At 57.3% G+C, this 18,336-nt stretch carries 16 protein-coding genes, 1 rRNA gene and 1 pseudogene; 8 read left to right on the top strand and 10 right to left on the bottom strand.

What is annotated here, in order from left to right; translation table 11 throughout:
- A 5S ribosomal RNA gene (gene rrf / locus ACUW6V_RS15515) occupies nucleotides 1–85 on the top strand; the annotation flags it as partial.
- Nucleotides 86–210: 125 nt separating this feature from the next.
- Here the strand turns inward: rrf and ACUW6V_RS15510 are convergent.
- Nucleotides 211–432, bottom strand: a pseudogene (locus ACUW6V_RS15510) (molybdopterin-guanine dinucleotide biosynthesis protein MobB); the annotation flags it as partial.
- Between the two features lie 247 nt (nucleotides 433–679).
- On the opposite strand from ACUW6V_RS15510, the gene ACUW6V_RS15505 reads away from it, so the two are divergent.
- On the top strand, nucleotides 680–1,147 hold the full coding sequence (locus ACUW6V_RS15505; RefSeq protein WP_041460403.1) for a helix-turn-helix domain-containing protein: 468 nt from the start codon (nucleotides 680–682) through the stop codon (nucleotides 1,145–1,147).
- Between the two features lie 41 nt (nucleotides 1,148–1,188).
- On the opposite strand, the gene ACUW6V_RS15500 is transcribed toward ACUW6V_RS15505, so the two are convergent.
- The gene (locus tag ACUW6V_RS15500; RefSeq protein WP_454038570.1) at nucleotides 1,189–2,982 is read right to left on the bottom strand and encodes a thiamine pyrophosphate-requiring protein; all 1,794 of its coding nucleotides are present in this window, start codon (nucleotides 2,980–2,982) and stop codon (nucleotides 1,189–1,191) included.
- A 158-nt stretch (nucleotides 2,983–3,140) separates the two neighbouring features.
- Between ACUW6V_RS15500 and ACUW6V_RS15495 the strand changes: the two genes are divergently transcribed.
- The gene (locus ACUW6V_RS15495; protein WP_012124012.1) at nucleotides 3,141–3,596 is read left to right on the top strand and encodes a DUF4385 domain-containing protein; all 456 of its coding nucleotides are present in this window, start codon (nucleotides 3,141–3,143) and stop codon (nucleotides 3,594–3,596) included.
- A 117-nt stretch (nucleotides 3,597–3,713) separates the two neighbouring features.
- A complete protein-coding gene (locus tag ACUW6V_RS15490) occupies nucleotides 3,714–5,015 on the top strand; it encodes an MFS transporter (protein ID WP_007851789.1) in 1,302 nt (433 codons plus the stop codon).
- Here ACUW6V_RS15490 and ACUW6V_RS15485 read toward each other — a convergent pair.
- The 5 genes from ACUW6V_RS15485 to trxC form a co-directional block, all read right to left on the bottom strand.
- Entirely contained in the window at nucleotides 5,012–5,335 is a 324-nt protein-coding gene (locus ACUW6V_RS15485; RefSeq protein ID WP_014728264.1) for a YfiM family lipoprotein, read from the bottom strand. The genes ACUW6V_RS15490 and ACUW6V_RS15485 overlap by 4 nt on opposite strands.
- A gap of 53 nt (nucleotides 5,336–5,388) precedes the next feature.
- Nucleotides 5,389–6,744: a CDP-diacylglycerol--serine O-phosphatidyltransferase gene (pssA, locus tag ACUW6V_RS15480; RefSeq protein ID WP_004386364.1), complete on the bottom strand. Its 1,356-nt coding sequence runs from the start codon at nucleotides 6,742–6,744 to the stop codon at nucleotides 5,389–5,391.
- A gap of 112 nt (nucleotides 6,745–6,856) precedes the next feature.
- The gene (locus ACUW6V_RS15475) at nucleotides 6,857–9,517 is read right to left on the bottom strand and encodes a bifunctional acetate--CoA ligase family protein/GNAT family N-acetyltransferase (protein WP_063264182.1); all 2,661 of its coding nucleotides are present in this window, start codon (nucleotides 9,515–9,517) and stop codon (nucleotides 6,857–6,859) included.
- Nucleotides 9,518–9,550: 33 nt separating this feature from the next.
- Entirely contained in the window at nucleotides 9,551–10,252 is a 702-nt protein-coding gene (locus ACUW6V_RS15470; RefSeq protein WP_054625240.1) for a tRNA-uridine aminocarboxypropyltransferase, read from the bottom strand.
- Nucleotides 10,253–10,321: 69 nt separating this feature from the next.
- Nucleotides 10,322–10,753, bottom strand: a complete 432-nt coding sequence (gene trxC, locus ACUW6V_RS15465) for a thioredoxin TrxC (protein ID WP_007851786.1) — start codon at nucleotides 10,751–10,753, stop codon at nucleotides 10,322–10,324.
- A gap of 209 nt (nucleotides 10,754–10,962) precedes the next feature.
- On the opposite strand from trxC, the gene ACUW6V_RS15460 reads away from it, so the two are divergent.
- On the top strand, nucleotides 10,963–12,018 hold the full coding sequence (locus ACUW6V_RS15460; protein ID WP_454038569.1) for a tRNA/rRNA methyltransferase: 1,056 nt from the start codon (nucleotides 10,963–10,965) through the stop codon (nucleotides 12,016–12,018).
- A 57-nt stretch (nucleotides 12,019–12,075) separates the two neighbouring features.
- Here ACUW6V_RS15460 and ung read toward each other — a convergent pair whose 3' ends face one another.
- Nucleotides 12,076–12,765 (bottom strand): uracil-DNA glycosylase, encoded by a 690-nt coding sequence (ung, locus tag ACUW6V_RS15455; protein WP_014728269.1) that lies wholly within the window; start codon nucleotides 12,763–12,765, stop codon nucleotides 12,076–12,078.
- Between the two features lie 306 nt (nucleotides 12,766–13,071).
- Between ung and grcA the strand changes: the two genes are divergently transcribed.
- Complete coding sequence (grcA, locus tag ACUW6V_RS15450; RefSeq protein WP_004387369.1) at nucleotides 13,072–13,455, top strand: autonomous glycyl radical cofactor GrcA; 384 nt, start codon at nucleotides 13,072–13,074, stop codon at nucleotides 13,453–13,455.
- 75 nt (nucleotides 13,456–13,530) lie between these two features.
- On the opposite strand, the gene srmB is transcribed toward grcA, so the two are convergent.
- The gene (srmB, locus tag ACUW6V_RS15445) at nucleotides 13,531–14,865 is read right to left on the bottom strand and encodes an ATP-dependent RNA helicase SrmB (protein ID WP_007870105.1); all 1,335 of its coding nucleotides are present in this window, start codon (nucleotides 14,863–14,865) and stop codon (nucleotides 13,531–13,533) included.
- 128 nt (nucleotides 14,866–14,993) lie between these two features.
- Between srmB and trmN the strand changes: the two genes are divergently transcribed.
- A complete protein-coding gene (gene trmN, locus ACUW6V_RS15440) occupies nucleotides 14,994–15,731 on the top strand; it encodes a tRNA(1)(Val) (adenine(37)-N(6))-methyltransferase TrmN (protein ID WP_097641684.1) in 738 nt (245 codons plus the stop codon).
- Here the strand turns inward: trmN and nadB are convergent.
- Nucleotides 15,716–17,335 (bottom strand): L-aspartate oxidase, encoded by a 1,620-nt coding sequence (gene nadB, locus ACUW6V_RS15435; protein WP_454038568.1) that lies wholly within the window; start codon nucleotides 17,333–17,335, stop codon nucleotides 15,716–15,718. The genes trmN and nadB overlap by 16 nt on opposite strands.
- Nucleotides 17,336–17,757: 422 nt before the next feature.
- On the opposite strand from nadB, the gene rpoE reads away from it, so the two are divergent.
- Complete coding sequence (gene rpoE / locus ACUW6V_RS15430; RefSeq protein WP_004387373.1) at nucleotides 17,758–18,333, top strand: RNA polymerase sigma factor RpoE; 576 nt, start codon at nucleotides 17,758–17,760, stop codon at nucleotides 18,331–18,333.
- Nucleotides 18,334–18,336: the final 3 nt, after the last annotated feature.

Genomic DNA, 18,336 nt, shown 5'->3' with positions numbered 1-18,336 from the left:
ACCCCATGCCGAACTCAGAAGTGAAACGCCGTAGCGCCGATGGTAGTGTGGGGCCTCCCCATGCGAGAGTAGGGAACTGCCAGGCATCAAATAAAGAACCCCTCAGCACCGCTGAGGGGTTTTTGCTTTTGCGCGTGACAGAAAAACAGCGCCACCGGAAAAGTGTCCCCTCTTTTTTATACGCCTCATCCTCTGTCCGTACTGAATCCCTTACGAGCGCTGCGCCGCCAGCCAGTCAGCGATAAACGCCGCCACCTGCGCGGGCTCGTTGATATCCAGCACAGGTAATTCCGCCTCAGATAACGGTCTGTCACTGGCAATGGCGATAACATGATCATCCGGCGTCAGTTCTTCAACGTCCCGCCCGGCCCCCTCCCGGAACAGCATGATTTTCGCTACCGCCTCGTGTTTAAACCCTTTCACCAGAATCAAGCTTCGCAACAGAACACCGACGCTACGCACATCAGGGTTGCTACATTAAATTCATCCATACCCCGCTTACAAAAAGCCCCGATCTTGCTCAACCTGCGGTCACGTCATATTCTGATTTTCAGCCTATGAAGCTATGTCAGCAGCGTGTCGCCTTACTGTCGTGTCTCTGTCAGGCCCGTGTCGTGGCGGTTTTTACCAGCAGAGCGAAATACTGTCTGCCACATTTCTCATAAAGAAGGTCACAGTTATGCAAACCGAAAACCGCATCCGCGCGCTTCGCCTCGCTCGCGCCTGGTCTCAGGAACAACTGGCAGAACTCTCCTCGGTCAGCGTTCGCACTATTCAGCGCATAGAAAAAGGGGAGCCGCCCTCGCTCGAAACGTTAAGCGCGCTGGCCGCTGTTTTTGAAACGCGCGTAGAAGAATTAACGGGCGCGCCGCTACAGGCTGCGGGCCCGCTGGATGAAGCGGTGTCCACTGCCCGCAGACGTCTGGATGAGGAGCGGCACTTTTATCGCAGCCTATCCACTGCGGTGGTGGTTTGCGTTGGGCTTTTCCTGATTAACCGTTTTACATCGCCGGAAAGTCACTGGTCATTATGGGTGATGCTCATTTGGGGTGGATTACTGGTAGTGAAAGGCCTGCGTTTATTCTTACTACGGGGCTGGATTGAACAATGGCAGCAGCAGCGGCTGCAAAAATTACTGCGCAAGTAAGAGAAAAGGCTCCTCAGCTTGCCTGAGGAGCCGACGCGTTACTATTTTTTACCCGGCAGGACGGTATTCATCACCTGATGCGCGGTATCCGCAATCACCTTACCCGCCGATTTATCGCCTTTCGCCATGGATGATATAAACCCTTTCGCCTGGGCGAAGCTAATATGCGGTGGCAGCGGTGCCACTTCCGGATCGGTTTTCACTTCCAGTACGACCGGACGATCGGCCGCCAGCGCCTGCTGCCAGGCGGCCTGAAGTTCTTCCGGCGAATCTACATAAATCCCTTTCAGCCCGATTGATTCCGCAAACTGCGCATAGGGCACGTCCGGAACATCCTGCGTCGCGGTAAAGCGCGGGTTGCCTTCCATAATGCGCTGCTCCCACGTTACCTGATTCAGATCCTGGTTATTAAATACGCAGACGATCAACCGCGGATCGGACCAACGCTGCCAGTATTTCTGGATGGTAATCAGCTCCGCGAGGTTATTCATCTGCATCGCGCCATCGCCCACCAGCGCCACGACGGGTTTTTCCGGGAAAGCAAATTTCGCGGCAATGGCATATGGCACCGCCGCGCCCATACACGCCAGACCGCCCGAGAGAGACGCCCGCTGGCCCTGCTTCACTCTGTAATCCCGCGCAAACCAGTTGGCGCACGAGCCGGAATCTGAGGTGACAATCGCGTTATCCGGCAGCAATGGCGACATCTCCCACACCACGCGCTGCGGGTTGACCGGCGTCGCTTTCGCCATTGCACGTTCTTCGATTTTCTCCCACCACGCTTTGACGGAAACCGCGATTTTCTCCTGCCAGCTGCGGTCCTCTTTACGCTTGAGCAGAGGAAGCAGCGCCTGTAACGTGCTCACGGCATCGCCATGCAGATTCACTTCTGTCGGGTAACGCAGGCCGAGCATAGATGCGTCCAGATCTATTTGAACCGCCCGCGCCTGGCCTTCTTTCGGCAGGAATTTCGTCCACGGGAAGCCGGTGCCAATCATCAGGAGCGTATCGCAGCCCTGCATCAGATCCCACGACGGCTCGGTGCCAAGCAGGCCAATACAGCCCGTCACAAACGGCGCATCATCCGGCAATACATCTTTGCCAAGCAACGCTTTAGCAACACCCGCACCGAGCAGGTTTGCCGCCTGTACCACTTCCACCGCCGCTTCGCGCGCACCCGCGCCTATCAGGATCGCGACTTTTTTGCCGTCGTTAAGAATATCCGCGGCGCGCTGAAGATCGTACTGATGCGGGATCACGTGCGGGCGCTGATAGCCGGGCCCGGAATGCGTGAAGCCATGCGCGTGCTGCGGCTCCTGCCAGGGCTCATCCTGAAGATCTTTGGGCAGGATCAGCACCGTCACGCCATTATTCGCTTTCGCGATTCGCACGCCGCGATCCACCAGATGACGCAACTGCGCAGGCGTTGCCGCCTCCTGAACAAAGCTCGCCACATCGCTGAATACGCGATCGAGATTCAGTTCCTGCTGATAGGTCGCGCCCCGGGCGGTGGTTTCCGCCTGGCCTGCAATCGCGATAACCGGCATATGATCCATCTGCGCGTCATACAGGCCAGTCAGCAGATGCGTGGCACCCGGCCCGCCAGTTGAGAGGCAAACACCCGGCTCGCCCGTAAATTTCGCATGGCCACAGGCCATAAATGCCGCCATCTCTTCATGGCGCACCTGGATAAACTCAATGCCGTCGCCGGCTTTATCGGCGCGCTGCAACGCGCCCAGAACGCCGTTAATGCCGTCGCCGGGGTAGCCGTAAATCCGGGTTACGCCCCACGCTTTGAGTCGTTCTACAAAAAAATCGCTCGTTTTTTTGGTCATTATCGTGCCTCGCATCAGGTGAGTGTGCGCATAGATCCTGAGCTGCGCTCGAAAAGCTAACCTGTTGAAGGGTAGTCCACTTCATAGAGGTAAGCGAAAAGCGGGAGTTCTCTGAAGCCTGCTATGGTTATACGAAACGCATTACAGGAGGCATTATCGTGGCCACAAAGCCTTTTGATTATCAGCAGGACTTCGACAGCATCGACTTTCGCGCGCACCCGGAACGGTATCAGGTCGGGCGTGGCGAACAGGGCGTCTTATTGGTTGAGCCGTATAAAAGCGAAATCCTCCCGTACTGGCGCTATAAAGACGAAGAGAGCGCCAACGCCTCGGCGGAAAAGATTTATGAGTTATTCGAGGCATACCGTGAAAAGGACGATTTTGTCGGTATGGATATGGCGCGCAAGTTTATTCAGATGGGGTATACCCGCGCGCGTCGTTACGCCAACTATAAAGGCGGCAAAAAGTATGATGCCGATCGTAACCTGAATCCGCGCGGCAACGATCCGACTAAAGCGGCGGCGGCAAAAGTCTTTAAAGGGTGGTGGGATCGCATCCGGGCAGATGAAGATTATCTGCGGCGTAAAAAAGCCCATCAGGAAAAGTGGGGCTAACGACGCGTAAATTCCCCGCCTCCTCACGGAAATGCTATTAACATATAATTAACATGATATTTTATAGCCTGCTAATTGCCCCGGAGTACAAGCCGCGGATTTAAAAAGGAGAGAGACATGACCGAAGTTACCGCCCGGACAGATAAACCGTCACTGACTTCCAGCGATACCCGCCGACGTGTCTGGGCGATTGTCGGTGCCTCGTCTGGCAACCTCGTCGAGTGGTTTGATTTCTACGTCTACTCCTTTTGTTCGCTCTACTTCGCGCATATCTTTTTCCCCTCTGACAATAGCACCACACAGCTTCTGCAAACGGCAGGCATCTTCGCCGCAGGCTTTCTGATGCGCCCTATCGGCGGCTGGCTCTTTGGTTACATCGCCGATAAACATGGCCGTAAAACCTCCATGCTGATTTCTGTCTGTATGATGTGTTTCGGCTCGCTGGTCATTGCCTGTCTGCCGGGTTACGCAGTGATTGGCACCTGGGCACCGCTGCTGTTACTTGTGGCGCGCCTGTTCCAGGGGCTGTCGGTCGGGGGAGAATATGGCACCAGCGCGACTTACATGAGCGAAGTGGCTATCGAAGGGCGCAAAGGATTTTATGCGTCATTCCAGTACGTGACGCTTATCGGCGGGCAGTTAATGGCGCTGCTGGTTGTCGTCGTGCTGCAACAGATTTTGTCAGATGACGCTCTGCGCGCCTGGGGCTGGCGCATTCCCTTCGCGCTGGGCGCGGTGCTGGCGGTGGTGGCGCTGTGGCTGCGTCGCTCGCTTGATGAAACCTCGCAGCAGGAGACGCGCGCGCTGAAAGAGGCGGGCTCGCTGAAAGGTCTCTGGCGCAACCGTCGGGCGTTCATCATGGTCCTCGGGTTTACCGCCGCCGGTTCGCTGAGTTTTTATACGTTTACGACCTATATGCAGAAATATCTCGTCAACACGGCGGGAATGCATGCGAATACCGCGAGTATGGTGATGACCGCCGCGCTCTTCGCATTTATGGTGCTGCAGCCGTTCTTCGGGGCGCTGTCGGATAAAATTGGCCGTCGCAGTTCGATGCTCTGCTTCAGCGCGCTTGCCACGCTCTGTACCGTGCCGATCCTGATGGCGCTGCAAAATGTCAGTTCGCCGCTCGCGGCGTTCGGGCTGGTGATGCTGGCGCTGCTGATTGTCAGTTTCTATACCTCAATCAGCGGCATCGTGAAGGCGGAGATGTTTCCCGCGCAGGTGCGCGCGCTGGGCGTCGGGCTTTCTTACGCAGTTGCCAACGCGCTTTTTGGCGGCTCGGCGGAATATGTGGCGCTGTCGCTGAAATCGCTGGGCTCAGAAACGGCGTTTTTCTGGTATGTCTCGGCGATGGGTGCCGTCGCGTTTCTGGTTTCGCTGAAGCTCCACCGCAAAGGAAAAGGCATGCGGCTTTAGTGTTCTGCCATCTGCCAGACCGCGTAACCAGCGCTGGCGCCCGCCACGTCCCACGCCAGATCTTTCCAGCTCCAGCCGCTCCCCGCCGGGCGGCTGTCCCATAGCTCTTTCGTTGCGCCAAGAGAAACCGAAAACATCAACCCAAACGCGGCGGAACGATCCGGGGAATGCCCTTGCCGCTGGGCATATTCATTCCCGGCGGCGGCGAGCAGCGCTGAGCCTAAAAAGTGCTGGGCTTTATCCTGGCCTGCCCAGCTATCCTGCGCCATATGGCTACAGCCGGTAAGTGTGACAACTAACGAAAGCAGAAAGGCGCGCATAGCGTTCTCCATAAAAAAGCCCTGCGGTGCAGGGCTTCGTTAAGCGACAGGCGTCAGAGAATGCGGCTAATCAGCCGGTCGATACGGATACGGCGCAGGCGGCGGATAAGCTTGCGCACTTTTACCGGGTAATCGGCGATGCTTTGCAGGTCGCGATAGTGTTTTACCACCGTGGTATGGGTGCGGATTTCGGCAAGTTCACGCTGGCGCAGGGAAGCCAGTTGCTGCTTCGGATCGTGGATAAGAATCGCGTTTTCCAGATCGAGACGCCAGGCGCGCGGGTTAAGGTTGTTGCCGGTCAGCAGCATCCATTCATTGTCGACCCACATGCCTTTCAGGTGATAGCTGTTATCACCATCTTTCCACAGACGCACCACCAGTTGATCGGTGTTGACGTAATACTGCAGACGGCTTAAGAAACGGCGCAGGTTGATCTCATAGAGATAAGGCAGCGCGCCGATGATCTTAAACGGCTGATCTTCCGGAATATAAAAGTCATTGGCCGTTTTATCGCCGACGATGATTTCCACTTTTTTGCCGTCGCGCAGAAGCTGGATGATATTACGCACCAGCACCGCGGGCAGGTTAAAGTACGGCGTACAGATGACCAGCTTCTCTTCCGCGCAGGGCATCAGGTGAAAAATGGCTTTATTCAGCGGGCTCGATTTGCCAAGCCCCACCAGCGGCGTCACGGCCAGCTGATCGTTATCGGCATCGCCCTGAAAATGGTACGCGGCGTCGCGCAGCAGATGGCGGAACTGGCGGATGTCGTTTTTGATTTCCGGGCTTTTTGGACGGTTCGGATCGTCGAGACGATTCACCGCGTGGCCATTCATTAACTGCGTGCGCACCCAGTCAAACATCACGTCGGCAAGCTTCGCGTTACGGATGCAATGGTAGCGGTCATAGCGATATTTATCGTGCTGGTGCAGATACACGTCGTTCAGGCTCGCGCCGCTGTAGAGCACGCAATCATCGATGATAAAGCCTTTGAAATGCAGCACGCCCAGCGCCTCGCGGGTATTCACCGGCACGCCGTACACCGGCACGCTGACGTCCGGGTTTTCCTGCGCCATGCGGCAATACCAGTCGGCGTTAGTGTTCGAGGCTTCCACGCCGATGCGTCCGCGCTGCGCGCGATGCCAGTCCACCAGGACGCTGACGTCAAGCTCCGGGCGTTGACGCTTGGCTTCATAAAGTGCCGACAACACGCCTTTGCCGCCATCGTCCTGCTCTAGATAGAGCGCGATGATGCAGATACGCGTGGTCGCCGTCGCTATCTTTTCCAGGAGCTGTTTGCGGAAATCGGCGGGCGCGAAACAGAACGCGACATCATCAACTGACTGAGAAAGCTTCGGTAGTTGGGCAAGGTGTTGTTGATGTTTGTTGCGTTTAAATTTTGACAACATCACAGTGCATATCTTCTCTGAAGTGGATGGTCTTCTGTGCAATGCAGACGACGGAAGCGGACGATAATACCATTACTGTCCAAAAAAGTGGTCAACATTTCCAGTACCTTACTCACGAATCGGCAGGTTTTGCCAGCGCCAGGCTCAGGGCAACGATGCCTTCATCCAGCTGAATATCGACGCTAAACCCAAGCTTGCGGGCCAGCGCCACCATCCCCTGGTTATGCGGCATGGTAATGCCATTCAGCCGCGATAAACCATGATCGCGCGTGTAGGCTATCAATTTTTCCAGCAGCCGACGCCCGAGGCCGAGGCCTTTCAGATCGGATCTGACAAGGACCGCGAACTCGGCGTCGATATTATCCGGATCGGAAATGGCGCGGGTAACGCCGATAATTTCCTCACTGCCTGTCTGCTGACGTACCGCCACAAAAGCCATTTCTCGATCGTAGTCGATCTGGGTCATATTGGCTAAATCATCATGGGTAAATTCATTGATCTCGCTAAAGTAACGGTAATAAAGATCTTCTTTCGTCACCTGCGAGATAAAGCGTTGTAGCTGGGGTTCATCTTCGGGAAGAATAGGGCGGAACAGGCAGCGCTCGCCGTTTTTCAGCGTCACCCACTCCTCTAAACGGTGCGGATAGGGGCGAACCGCCAGCCGCGCGTCTGCATCACCGCTAAAGGGCGCAAGCTGCATCGTGACGTCCAGCGCCGTAAAATCGCTGCCCGAAGCAAGCAGCGGATGAATATCCAGCCGTGAAATTTCCGGGCAATCCACCACCAGGTTAGACACCTGCACCAGCAGCTCGCTTAAGCCTGCGATATCCAGGGGACGCAGCGCGCTACGCCCGCGAATTTTGCCGCTCTTGATTGCCTGAATCACCAGATAACGCGCCAGATTCATGTTCAGCGGCGGCAGCGCGACGGCGGCCTGCGCCTCAGGACGCCACTCGACGCCGCCTTCGCCCAGCATAATCAGCGGCCCGAAGACCGGGTCGTGCTCAACCACCACCCGCAGCTCCTGCGCGCCTGCGCGGTTCGCCATGCTCTGCACCAGCAGACCGTGAATGCGCGCCTGCGGCCAGGTCATTTTCACCCGGTCAAGCATCGCGTCCGCCGCGCGCTGCACTTCGTGGGCGGTGCGCAGATAAAGCATCACCCCCTGAACTTCAGATTTATGCGGAATATCCGGCGAGCGCAGCTTCAGCGCCACCGGGTAGCCAATCTCTCCCGCGATATGCACCGCCTCGGCGCTGTCGCCCGCTATCCATGTCGGCAGCGTGTGCAGGCCATAAGCTTCCAGAATCGGACGCACTTCATGAGTATCGAGCTGCGTCACGCCCTCGGCGCACGCCTGCTGCAACAGCTGGTGCGCCTGAGCGGTATCCGCCGGGAGCGTAGCGGGCAGCGCTGGGGTTTCCCGCAGCTGTTTCTGGTTGCGGCGATACTCCACCATATGCATAAAGGCGGTGACTGCGCCTTCCGGCGTGCGATAGGTGGGAATACCCGCTTCGCTGAACAGATGACGCGCCTCCTGGGAAGAAAACTCGCCGCCCCAGTTGGTAATCAGCGTCACATACTTGCCGCGCGGGTGGCGGTTAAAGAGATCGATCAGCGCGCGGGCGCTCTCGCTGCCTGGCGCGGCGGCGCTCGGCGAGTGGATAACCATCAGCGCGTCGAAATCGTGGCTGTCCAGCAGCGCTTCGATCGCTTTCAGATACCGCGCGGGCGTGGCGTCATCGCGCAGGTCGAGCGGGTTGTCGGCGTGGATGCCTTCCGGCAACTGCTGCTGCAGCCGCGTCAGCATGGCGTCATCGAGCGTGGCGAGTTTTCCCTGTCGCCGCCAGAGTTCGTCCAGCGCCAGCGCGGCAGGGGCGGCGCCGTTGCTGACAATCATCAGTCGCTCGCCGCGCAGCGGGCGCATATGGCTTAAGGTTTCCACCGCCGAGAACAGCTCATGGGTATCCTGCACGCGCAGCAGACCGGCGCGCTGAATTGCCGCATCCCAGGCTGTGTCCAGCCCGGCGTGGGTATTCAGCAGGCGACGCGCGCTGGGGCTGCGTCCGCTCTTGATGACCAGAATAGGTTTATTGCGCGAGGCGCTACGGGCGGCGGAGACAAAGCGCCGGGCGTCGCTCAGGTGCTCCAGGTAGAGCAGAATGGCGCTGGTTTTACTGTCGCGGGCCAGGTAATCGAGCAGTTCATCGACGTCGATATCCAGGCTGTCGCCCAGCGCGATAAACCAGGAGAAGCCGAGCTGGCGCTGCTGCGCCCAGTCGAGAATGGTGTTTGAAACGGCGGCGGACTGCGAAATAAACGCAAGCTTGCCTTTGCGGATCGGCACCGGCGAGAAACTGGCGTTAAGACCCTGCCACGGTGCCAGCAGCCCCAGACTGTTCGGGCCGAGCAGGCGCATCTGAAAGCGCGCCGCGCAGGCCAGTAGTTCGGCATGTTGTTCCGGGGGCGATGAGAGCACCAGGCAGGTTTTACAGCCTTTTTCGCCGAGCGCCTCCAGCAGCGCCAGGTTGCGCTTTGCGTGGGTACACAGCACCGCGAGATCGGGCGTAAACGGCAGACTTGCGACATCCGGCCAGGCCAGCACGCCGCAAACCGCTTTCCAGGCAGGCGTCACCGGCAAAACCGGCCCGCTAAAACCGCCCGCCAGCAGATTGCGCATCATCAGAAAACCGGCTCTGTCGGGTTTCATCGACGCGCCGATGACGGCGATGGATTTGGGACGTAACAGCGCTTCCAGGCCACGTTGGCTCATCATTTCCTCCGGCGTCGAAGTGACCTGATGATTTTAAACGCTTTCTGCCTGCGCTGCTGTGACGCTGCCCTGATGATGTGGTTTACCGGCCAGATAGCGCTCGCGAAACAGCGCAAAGTGATTGCTTAAGCCTTGCGCCGCCGCGGTATCGCCCGCGCCGTCCAGCAGCGCTATCGCCACTTCCGCCGTACAGTACTGCCCGTCGGCATGCGCTTCGCGCAATTGATAGGCCGATACCCGCGTTAAATCCACTGACATCACCGGCAGCGCGTCAAGGTAAGGGCTTTTGCGAAACATTTTGCGCGCTTCGGTCCAGGTGCCGTCGAGCATAATAAAAAGCGGCGGCTTGCCGGTACGCGGTGGGGCGGTCAGCACGTCGCGTCCGGCATCGGCGTAAGACGCCGGAAACACCACCACAGGCTGATAGTCAGGGTTTGCCACGAGTTCAAGAAGCGCGGCGGGCGGCTCGGTACGCGACCACTGAAACGCCTCCGTATCAGGCAGAATATCGGCGATAAGCCTGCCGGTATTGCTGGGCTTCATCGGCTCGGTATCAAACATCACCAGACAGAAACGGCTGCGGGCCGGTTGGGGTTGCAGCGTGTCGCATAAGCAGTGTCGTAACGGCAGCAGGCAACGCTGGCAGCGCTTAATACGGTTGCCGCGGGCGAGAAAAGGGCGGGTGGCGCGTGCCAGGCGCTCGGCGCGCAGGCGAAGGACGGCGTTTTCAGTCATGGGAAGTCGGCAAAAACGCCATTGTCGCAGAGGGAATCGCGGGGCACAAGACGCGCCCCGCGGCAGACGTTATACGGCTTCGTTCGTCGCTTCGTTCAGCCAGGTATCGAACGGCGCTTTTGGCACAGCGCCGTTGAGCATATCCACCAGCTGTCCGTTTTTGAACATCATGATGGTCGGGATGCTGCGAATGCGAAAACGCGCGCTCAGCTCCGGCTCGGCTTCGGTATTCACTTTTACAAAGCGTATTTTGCCGCTGCGCTCTTCGGCGACATCTTCAAAGATCGGCGCAAAGCTACGGCACGGGCCGCACCACGGCGCCCAGAAATCAATCACTACCGGCAGGTCATCTTTAAGCAGCTGATCCAGCGTTTCGCTGGTGGCGTTAATCACATCGCCGTCAAACAGCGCGTGGCCACAGCGGCCGCACTTCGCGCCGTCTTCAATACGCTCTTCATCCACGCGATTGACAGTCTGGCAAGCGGCACAAACGGTATTCATAGCTAACCTCTGGGTTGCAGGTGACAGAAACCGACGCGGAAACGTCGGCTATGTTTCGATAATGTTATCCAGTATCTGCAAGAATGTTTCGAGGCTCAAACCGTTTTATCCAATGAGTACAATAGTTATTAGCTTTTGCGCGAAAGAATGGCTAAGCGCGGACACATCGGGTAATCTGCGCGCTTCGCGCAGCGCAGGTGGAGAAAGACATGAACGACGAATTTAAAGGCAAGAGCGGCAAGGTCAAAGTGATGTATGTCCGCAGTGATGAAAATACGGACAAACGCAGCTCAAACCCGCGTACCGGAAAAGGCGGCGGTCGTCCCGCTGGCAACGGTAAACCGGAAGGCGGTCGTCGTGCTGCGCGCAGTGACAGACCGTCTGACCGTGAACGCAGCCGGGACCGCGACAGCGACCGTGAGGCGTCCCCATGGCGCACCGTTTCCCGCGCGCCGGGTGCTGAAGCGCCAGCGAAGCCGGATCACGGCGGCATCAGTGGCAAAAGTTTTATCGATCCGGAAGTGCTGCGCCGTCAGCGCGCCGAAGAGACCCGCGTCTATGGCGAAAACGCCTGTCAGGCGCTGTTCCAGAGCCGTCCGGAATCTATCGTTCGCGCCTGGTTTATCCAGAGCGTGACCCCGCGCTTTAAAGAAGCGCTGCGCTGGATGGCGGCGAACCGCAAAGCGTATCACGTGGTGGATGACGCGGAGCTCACCAAAGCCTCCGGCACCGAGCATCACGGCGGCGTCTGCTTCCTGATTAAAAAACGCAGCGGCGCGAGCGTTGACCATTGGCTGAGTAAAGCGGGCGATGAAGATTGCGTGCTGGCGCTGGAAGATGTGGGCAACCCGCATAACCTCGGCGCTATTGTGCGCAGCTGCGCGCACTTCGGCGTGAAAGGCGTGGTCGTGCAGGACGCCTCGCTGCTGGAATCCGGCGCGGCGGTGCGTACCGCAGAAGGCGGTGCCGAGCATGTCGAGCCGATTACTGGCGACAGTTTCAGCGACGCGCTGGCGCAGTTCCGCGCTGCCGGTTACGCCATCGTGACTACCTCCAGCCATAAAGGTACGCCGCTCTTTAAAGCGACGCTGCCGAAGAAAATGGTGCTGGTGCTGGGCCAGGAGAGCGAAGGTATTTCTGAAGCGACGCAGGCGAATGCCGATTTAAGCCTCTCCATCGACGGCACCGGCAATGTAGAAAGCCTGAACGTTTCTGTCGCGACCGGCGTTCTGCTCGCCGAGTGGTGGCGTCAGAATAAAGCGTAAAAAAACGCCAGCGTAAGGCTGGCGTGATAAACGTTAAAGCCTCCTGCGGGAGGTTTTTTATTGGGCGTTTTCCGGCAGAACGGGCATCCAGTCGATGGGGGCTTCGCCACGGCTTTCCAGATACTGATTCGTTTTGACGAAATGACCGCAGCCGAAGAAACCGCGATGCGCGGAGAGCGGCGACGGGTGCGGCGCCTGCAACACATGGTGGCGGTTGCGGTCGATAATCGCGCCTTTCTTCTGCGCATGTGAGCCCCAGAGCAGAAACACTACGCCTTCGCGATGTTCGTTAATCAGCGAGATCACTTTATCGGTAAAGGTCTCCCAGCCCAGATTGGCATGCGAATGCGCTTTGCCTGCCTGTACCGTCAGCACGGTATTAAGCAGCATAACGCCCTGGCGCGCCCAGCTTTCTAAATAACCGTGAGAAGGGCGGGTGAAGCCCGGCACCGACTGCTCCAGCTCTTTATACATGTTGACCAGCGATGGCGGCGGCGCGACGCCCGGACGTACCGAAAAGGCGAGGCCATGCGCTTGTCCCGGCCCGTGGTAAGGATCCTGTCCCAGGATCACCACTTTCACATCGCCAAGCTCGGTAAAGCGGAACGCGTTAAACACCTCTTTCTGCGGCGGATAGATGGTGACGCCTGCTTCACGCTCGGCGGCAACGGTGGTCAGGATCTTTTTGAAGTAAGGCTTTTCTTTTTCATCAGCCAGCACGTCGTGCCAGGTCAGTTTATCGGTCATCCCGCTCTCCTGCGATTTTCTGTTTCCTAAGCTTAACGCCTTATTTCCGAAGAACAAAACCGGGCCGTGCATGACGCAGATTTACAAAATTCCCGAAGGTTCAGGACAGCGCTAAGTTGATGTAAAGCAATTCCTTTATGTTATACCCGCATTCATAGAGTGGTTTATTTTGATTTAAATCAAAGAATGACCGCCCTTTGGTGGTATATAAAACAATAAGACAACATTGGTTTTACCAATTAGCCAGCCGCCTGTTCTGACGCCTGCTGGCTGAATGCATCAAACTCGCCCACAGGGAGGCAACTTATGATCACAGGTATCCAGATTACTAAAGCCGCAAACGATAGTCTGCTGAACTCTTTCTGGCTGCTCGATAACGAAAAAGGCGAAGCGCGCTGCGTCTGCGCCAAAGCCGGTTTCAATGAAGATGACATCGTGCCGGTGAGCCAGCTTGGCCAGTTCGAATACCGTGAAATTCCGATGGAAATCAAACCGGAAGTGCGTGTGGAAGGCGGTCAGCACCTTAACGTGAACGTACTGCGTCGTGAAACGCTGGAAGATGCCGTTAAGCACCCGGAAAAATATCCGCAGCTGACTATCCGTGTTTCCGGTTACGCCGTGCGTTTTAACTCGCTGACCCCGGAACAGCAGCGCGACGTGATTGCCCGTACCTTTACCGAAAGCCTGTAAGTTCAGACGTTCGTTCACCGGCGGCGCGCCGTCGGGTAAAACAAAAACCGCCAGCATCTGCTGGCGGTTTTTTTATCACTCGGCCTTATCGGATGACGCTGTCGCGTTACCGCTCGGCTTGCGGCGTTTGCCGATGTTTTTGGTGTCGCGGTGACGTTTTTTCACGCGCGGCTTCTCTTTTTCTTTCTCTTTTTTCTTCTCTTCGCGTTTCGCGAGCGCTTTTTTGGACGGCTTGCCAGTGAGCTTTTCACTCGGCGCACGCGTGGTCGGACGCAGTTCATCAATCACGCGGGCTTTCAGCGGTTCGTTAAGGTAGCGGCCCACTTTGCCCAGCAGCAGATGGTCGTGCGCTTCAACCAGCGAAATCGCAGTGCCTTTACGCCCGGCGCGACCGGTACGGCCAATGCGGTGCAGATAGGTGTCGGCGGTGCGCGGCATGTCATAGTTAAAGACATGGCTGACATCCGGAATATCAATCCCACGAGCGGCCACATCGGTGGCGATAAGCACATTAACGCGGCCATCGGTCAGACGTTTAATCGCCTCGTTACGCTTCACCTGCACCATTTCGCCTTCGAGATAGCAGTTATTGATGCCCGCTTCACGCAGCCAGTTCGCCAGCTCATGCACACGCTCGCGTTTACGCACAAATACGATGGAGCGGGTGGCTTCTGGCTGCTTAAGCAGATGCACCAGCAGCGCGGTTTTGTGTTCGATGTTATCGGCGCGGTAATACCACTGGTGGATCTTTTTGCGCTCGCGTGTGGAAGGCGTCGCAGAGACTTCCACCGGCTCTTCCAGCAGGCGTTCGGCGAAATCTTTAATCGCGTCGCCTTCAAGCGTGGCGGAGAACAGCAAAGTCTGTTTGCGCCAGCGGGTTTCACCCGCGATAGTTTCGATATCCTGCGCGAAGCCCATATCCAGCATGCGGTCGGCTTCATCAAGGATGAGGGTTTCCACCGCGCGGCAGTCGAAGTTTTCTTCTTTAATGTATTGCAGCAGACGACCCGTCGTGGCGACCACGATATCCTGGTTTTCGCTGAAGACTTCCGCGTGATTCATATAAGCCACACCGCCGGTGATCGTGGCGATATCCAGATGCGTATGCTTTGCCAGTTCGCGCGCATGCTCTGCAACCTGCATCGCCAGTTCGCGGGTCGGGGTCAGGATAAGAATGCGCGGCGGCCCCGATTTTTTGCGAGGGAAGTCGAGCAGATGCTGCAACGCCGGCAACAGATAAGCTGCCGTTTTACCGGTGCCTGTCGGCGCAGAACCGAGCACATCACGCCCGTCGAGCGCAGGCGGAATGGCGGCCGCCTGGATAGCGGTCGGGCGGGTGAAGCCTTTTTCCTGGAGCGCGTCCAGCAGGCTGTCATCTAGTTCAAGTTCGGAAAAAGTGGTTACAGTCATTTTCTACCTCAGTGTGGGGCGCAGATTATAGACGTTCAGCGCCCAATGTTCATCCCTTTCCCGGCTTCTCCTTTTCCCCGGCGGCGCTTTCGCCTATGCTACAGCGGTTTTGTTACCAGGTCTTAAAGATGTCGCAGCCAAAAACCCCGTTACGCCGCAATGGTTTTACCTTCAAACAATTTTTTGTCGCGCACGACCGCTGTGCGATGAAAGTCGGTACTGATGGCATTCTCCTCGGGGCGTGGGCGCCGGTTGCGAAAGCGCAGCGTGTGCTGGATATCGGGGCAGGCAGCGGTTTGCTGACGCTGATGCTGGCGCAGCGCACCGAGGATACCGTGACGCTGGATGCCGTCGAGCTTGACGCCCAGGCCGCAGAGCAGGCGCGTGAAAACATTGATGCCTCGCCGTGGGCGGCGCGGATTCAGGTGCACAGCGCTGACATTCAGACCTGGACGCAGCAGCAAACGCAGCGTTACGAGCTTATCGTCAGCAATCCGCCTTATTATGACAAAGGCGTCGCCTGCGCCACGCCCGCCCGTGAACAGGCGCGCTACACTACAACGCTCGATCACGGAACGCTGCTCGCCTGTGCGGCACAGTTAATTACGGAAGAGGGGTTCTTCTGCGTGGTGTTGCCGGAAAGCAGCAGCGAAGCGTTCAGCCGTCTGGCCGGTGAACAAGGCTGGCATTTGCGGCTACGCACCGATGTGGCCGAAAATGCAGGAAAACTGCCGCACCGGGTGCTGTTGGCGTTTTCCCCGTCGCCCGGCGAATGCTTCTGTGATGATTTGCTGATCCGCGGGCCGGATCAACACTACTCACCGGCCTATTGCGCGCTCACGGAAGCTTTCTACCTGTTTATGTGAACCAGCGGGGCGAGCACCGACGGCCCGGATTCCGGCAACGTTTCCGGGTAATCCAGCGTGTAGTGCAGCCCGCGGCTCTCTTTGCGCATCATGGCGCAGCGGACGATAAGCTCCGCCACCTGAACCAGATTACGCAACTCCAGCAGATTGTTGGAGACGCGGAAGTTGGCGTAATACTCTTCTATCTCCTGCTGTAACATCGTAATGCGCCGCAGCGCGCGCTCCAGACGTTTGGTGGTGCGCACGATGCCCACGTAATCCCACATAAACAGGCGCAGCTCATGCCAGTTATGCTGCAATACCACCAGTTCGTCCGGGTGCTCCACGCGGCTTTCGTCCCAGGCGGGCAGGGTTTTGACCTCGCGCGCATAGGGCAGGCGCAGCCGGATATCTTCCGCCGCCGACCAGCCGTAAACCAGACACTCCAGCAGCGAATTCGAGGCCATACGATTCGCGCCGTGCAACCCGGTGTAGGTCACCTCGCCGATAGCGTAAAGCCCGTCGACGTCGGTGCGTCCGTGCTCATCGACCATCACGCCGCCGCAGGTGTAGTGCGCCGCGGGCACCACCGGCACCGGTTCTCGGGTGAGATCGATGCCAAGCCCCAGCAGCTTTTCATAAATCGTCGGGAAGTGCTGACGGACAAACGCCTCCGGCTTGTGGCTGATGTCGAGATACATGCAGTCGGCGCCGAGACGTTTCATTTCATGGTCAATGGCGCGCGCTACGATATCGCGCGGCGCCAGTTCGGCGCGCTCGTCAAACTCCGGCATAAAGCGGGTGCCGTCAGGGCGTTTAAGATAAGCCCCTTCGCCACGCAGCGCTTCGGTCAGCAGGAAATTGCGCGCCTGCGGATGAAACAGGGCGGTTGGATGGAACTGATTGAATTCGAGATTCGCGACGCGACAACCGGCGCGCCAGGCCATCGCGATGCCGTCGCCCGAGGCGATATCCGGGTTGGTGGTGTACTGATAGACTTTTGACGCGCCGCCGGTGGCAAGCACTACGGCTTTCGCGCGACAGGTTTCCACTTCTTCTTTATTGCGGTTCCAGATCCAGGCACCTACCACGCGGCGCGTGCCCGGCAGACCGATTTTATCAGAGATAATCAAATCCACGGCGTTATGACGCTCAAGGATGCGGATATTCGGATGGCTTAGCGCTTTATCTATCAGCGTCGTGGCAACAGCCTTACCGGTGGCGTCCGCCGCATGCAGAATGCGGCGGTGGCTGTGGCCGCCTTCACGCGTGAGGTGGTAGCTCTCTTCGCCGTTCGACTGCACTTCAGTGTCAAACAGCACGCCCTGATCGATAAGCCACTGCACGCAGTGGCGGGCGTTGCTGGCGACAAACTCGACGGCGCTGCGCTCGCACAGGCCAGCGCCTGCAATCAGCGTGTCTTCTACGTGCGAGGCGATGCTGTCGGTTTCGTCAAAAACCGCGGCTATCCCGCCCTGGGCATAAAAGGTGGAGCCTTCGCTCAACGGACCTTTGCTCAATACTATCACCTGGCTATGTTCCGCCAGGCGCAGCGCCAGTGAAAGGCCGGCGGCACCGCTGCCGACAATCAGCACATCACAGTGAAGTTCAGGTGTCTTATTCATTGTCGTGTTTAATTTACTAAACAAGGTTTGGCCAGCATAGCACCGTAATGCGAAATCAAACACGCTTTTTTTAATCTGCGTTGTAAACGCTAAACACGAGAGAGATTCTGACTTAACGCATAGCCGCATACTCAAAACGCTGCGTACCGCCGCGCATCCTCAGGATTTAAAGGTGAAAAAATGGTGGTGTTGCGTTACCCTGCAAGCGGTCTGTGCAACAAAATACAGCCCTGGCAGGCCGTTATTCAGATTGTGAACATATAATGAGTAGAACTGGCGTTCGCCATTGCCGCACAAAAACAAAGGCGTAACGGAACTTTCCGGGCAACCGGCGCTCTAAGCTTCTGCTTGCTCACAGTGCAGAGTTCGGGTGGCATTTCGATTACGCGTGGAAATTCAGGTTTGGGGAGACATTACCTCGGATGAGCGAGCAGTTAACGGATCAGGTCCTTGTCGAACGGGTCCAGAAGGGAGATCAGAAAGCCTTTAACTTACTGGTCATTCGCTACCAGCATAAAGTGGCGAATCTGGTGTCCCGCTATGTCCCCTCAGGCGACGTCTCTGATGTTGTTCAGGAATCTTTTGTTAAAGCCTGGCGCGCGTTTGATTCTTTTCGCGGCGACAGCGCATTTTATACCTGGCTCTACCGTATCGCCGTGAATACGGCAAAAAACTATTTAGTGGCTCAGGGCCGCCGTCCGCCATCCAGTGATGTGGATGCCAACGAGGCGGAAAATTTCGAAAGTGGCGGCGCGTTGAAAGAAATTTCGAACCCAGAGAACTTAATGTTGTCTGAGGAACTGAGACAAATTGTATTCCGTACCATAGAGTCACTCCCGGAAGATTTACGCATGGCAATTACGTTGCGGGAGCTGGATGGCCTGAGCTATGAAGAGATAGCGGCTATTATGGATTGCCCGGTCGGTACGGTACGCTCCCGCATTTTCCGTGCGCGGGAAGCCATTGATAATAAAGTTCAACCGCTTATCAGGCGTTGACGA

This window comes from Cronobacter sp. 153480017-3 (assembly GCF_053627815.1).
Note: the sequence above shows the minus strand (reverse complement) of the source record. Positions and strands in the feature narration are given on the sequence as shown.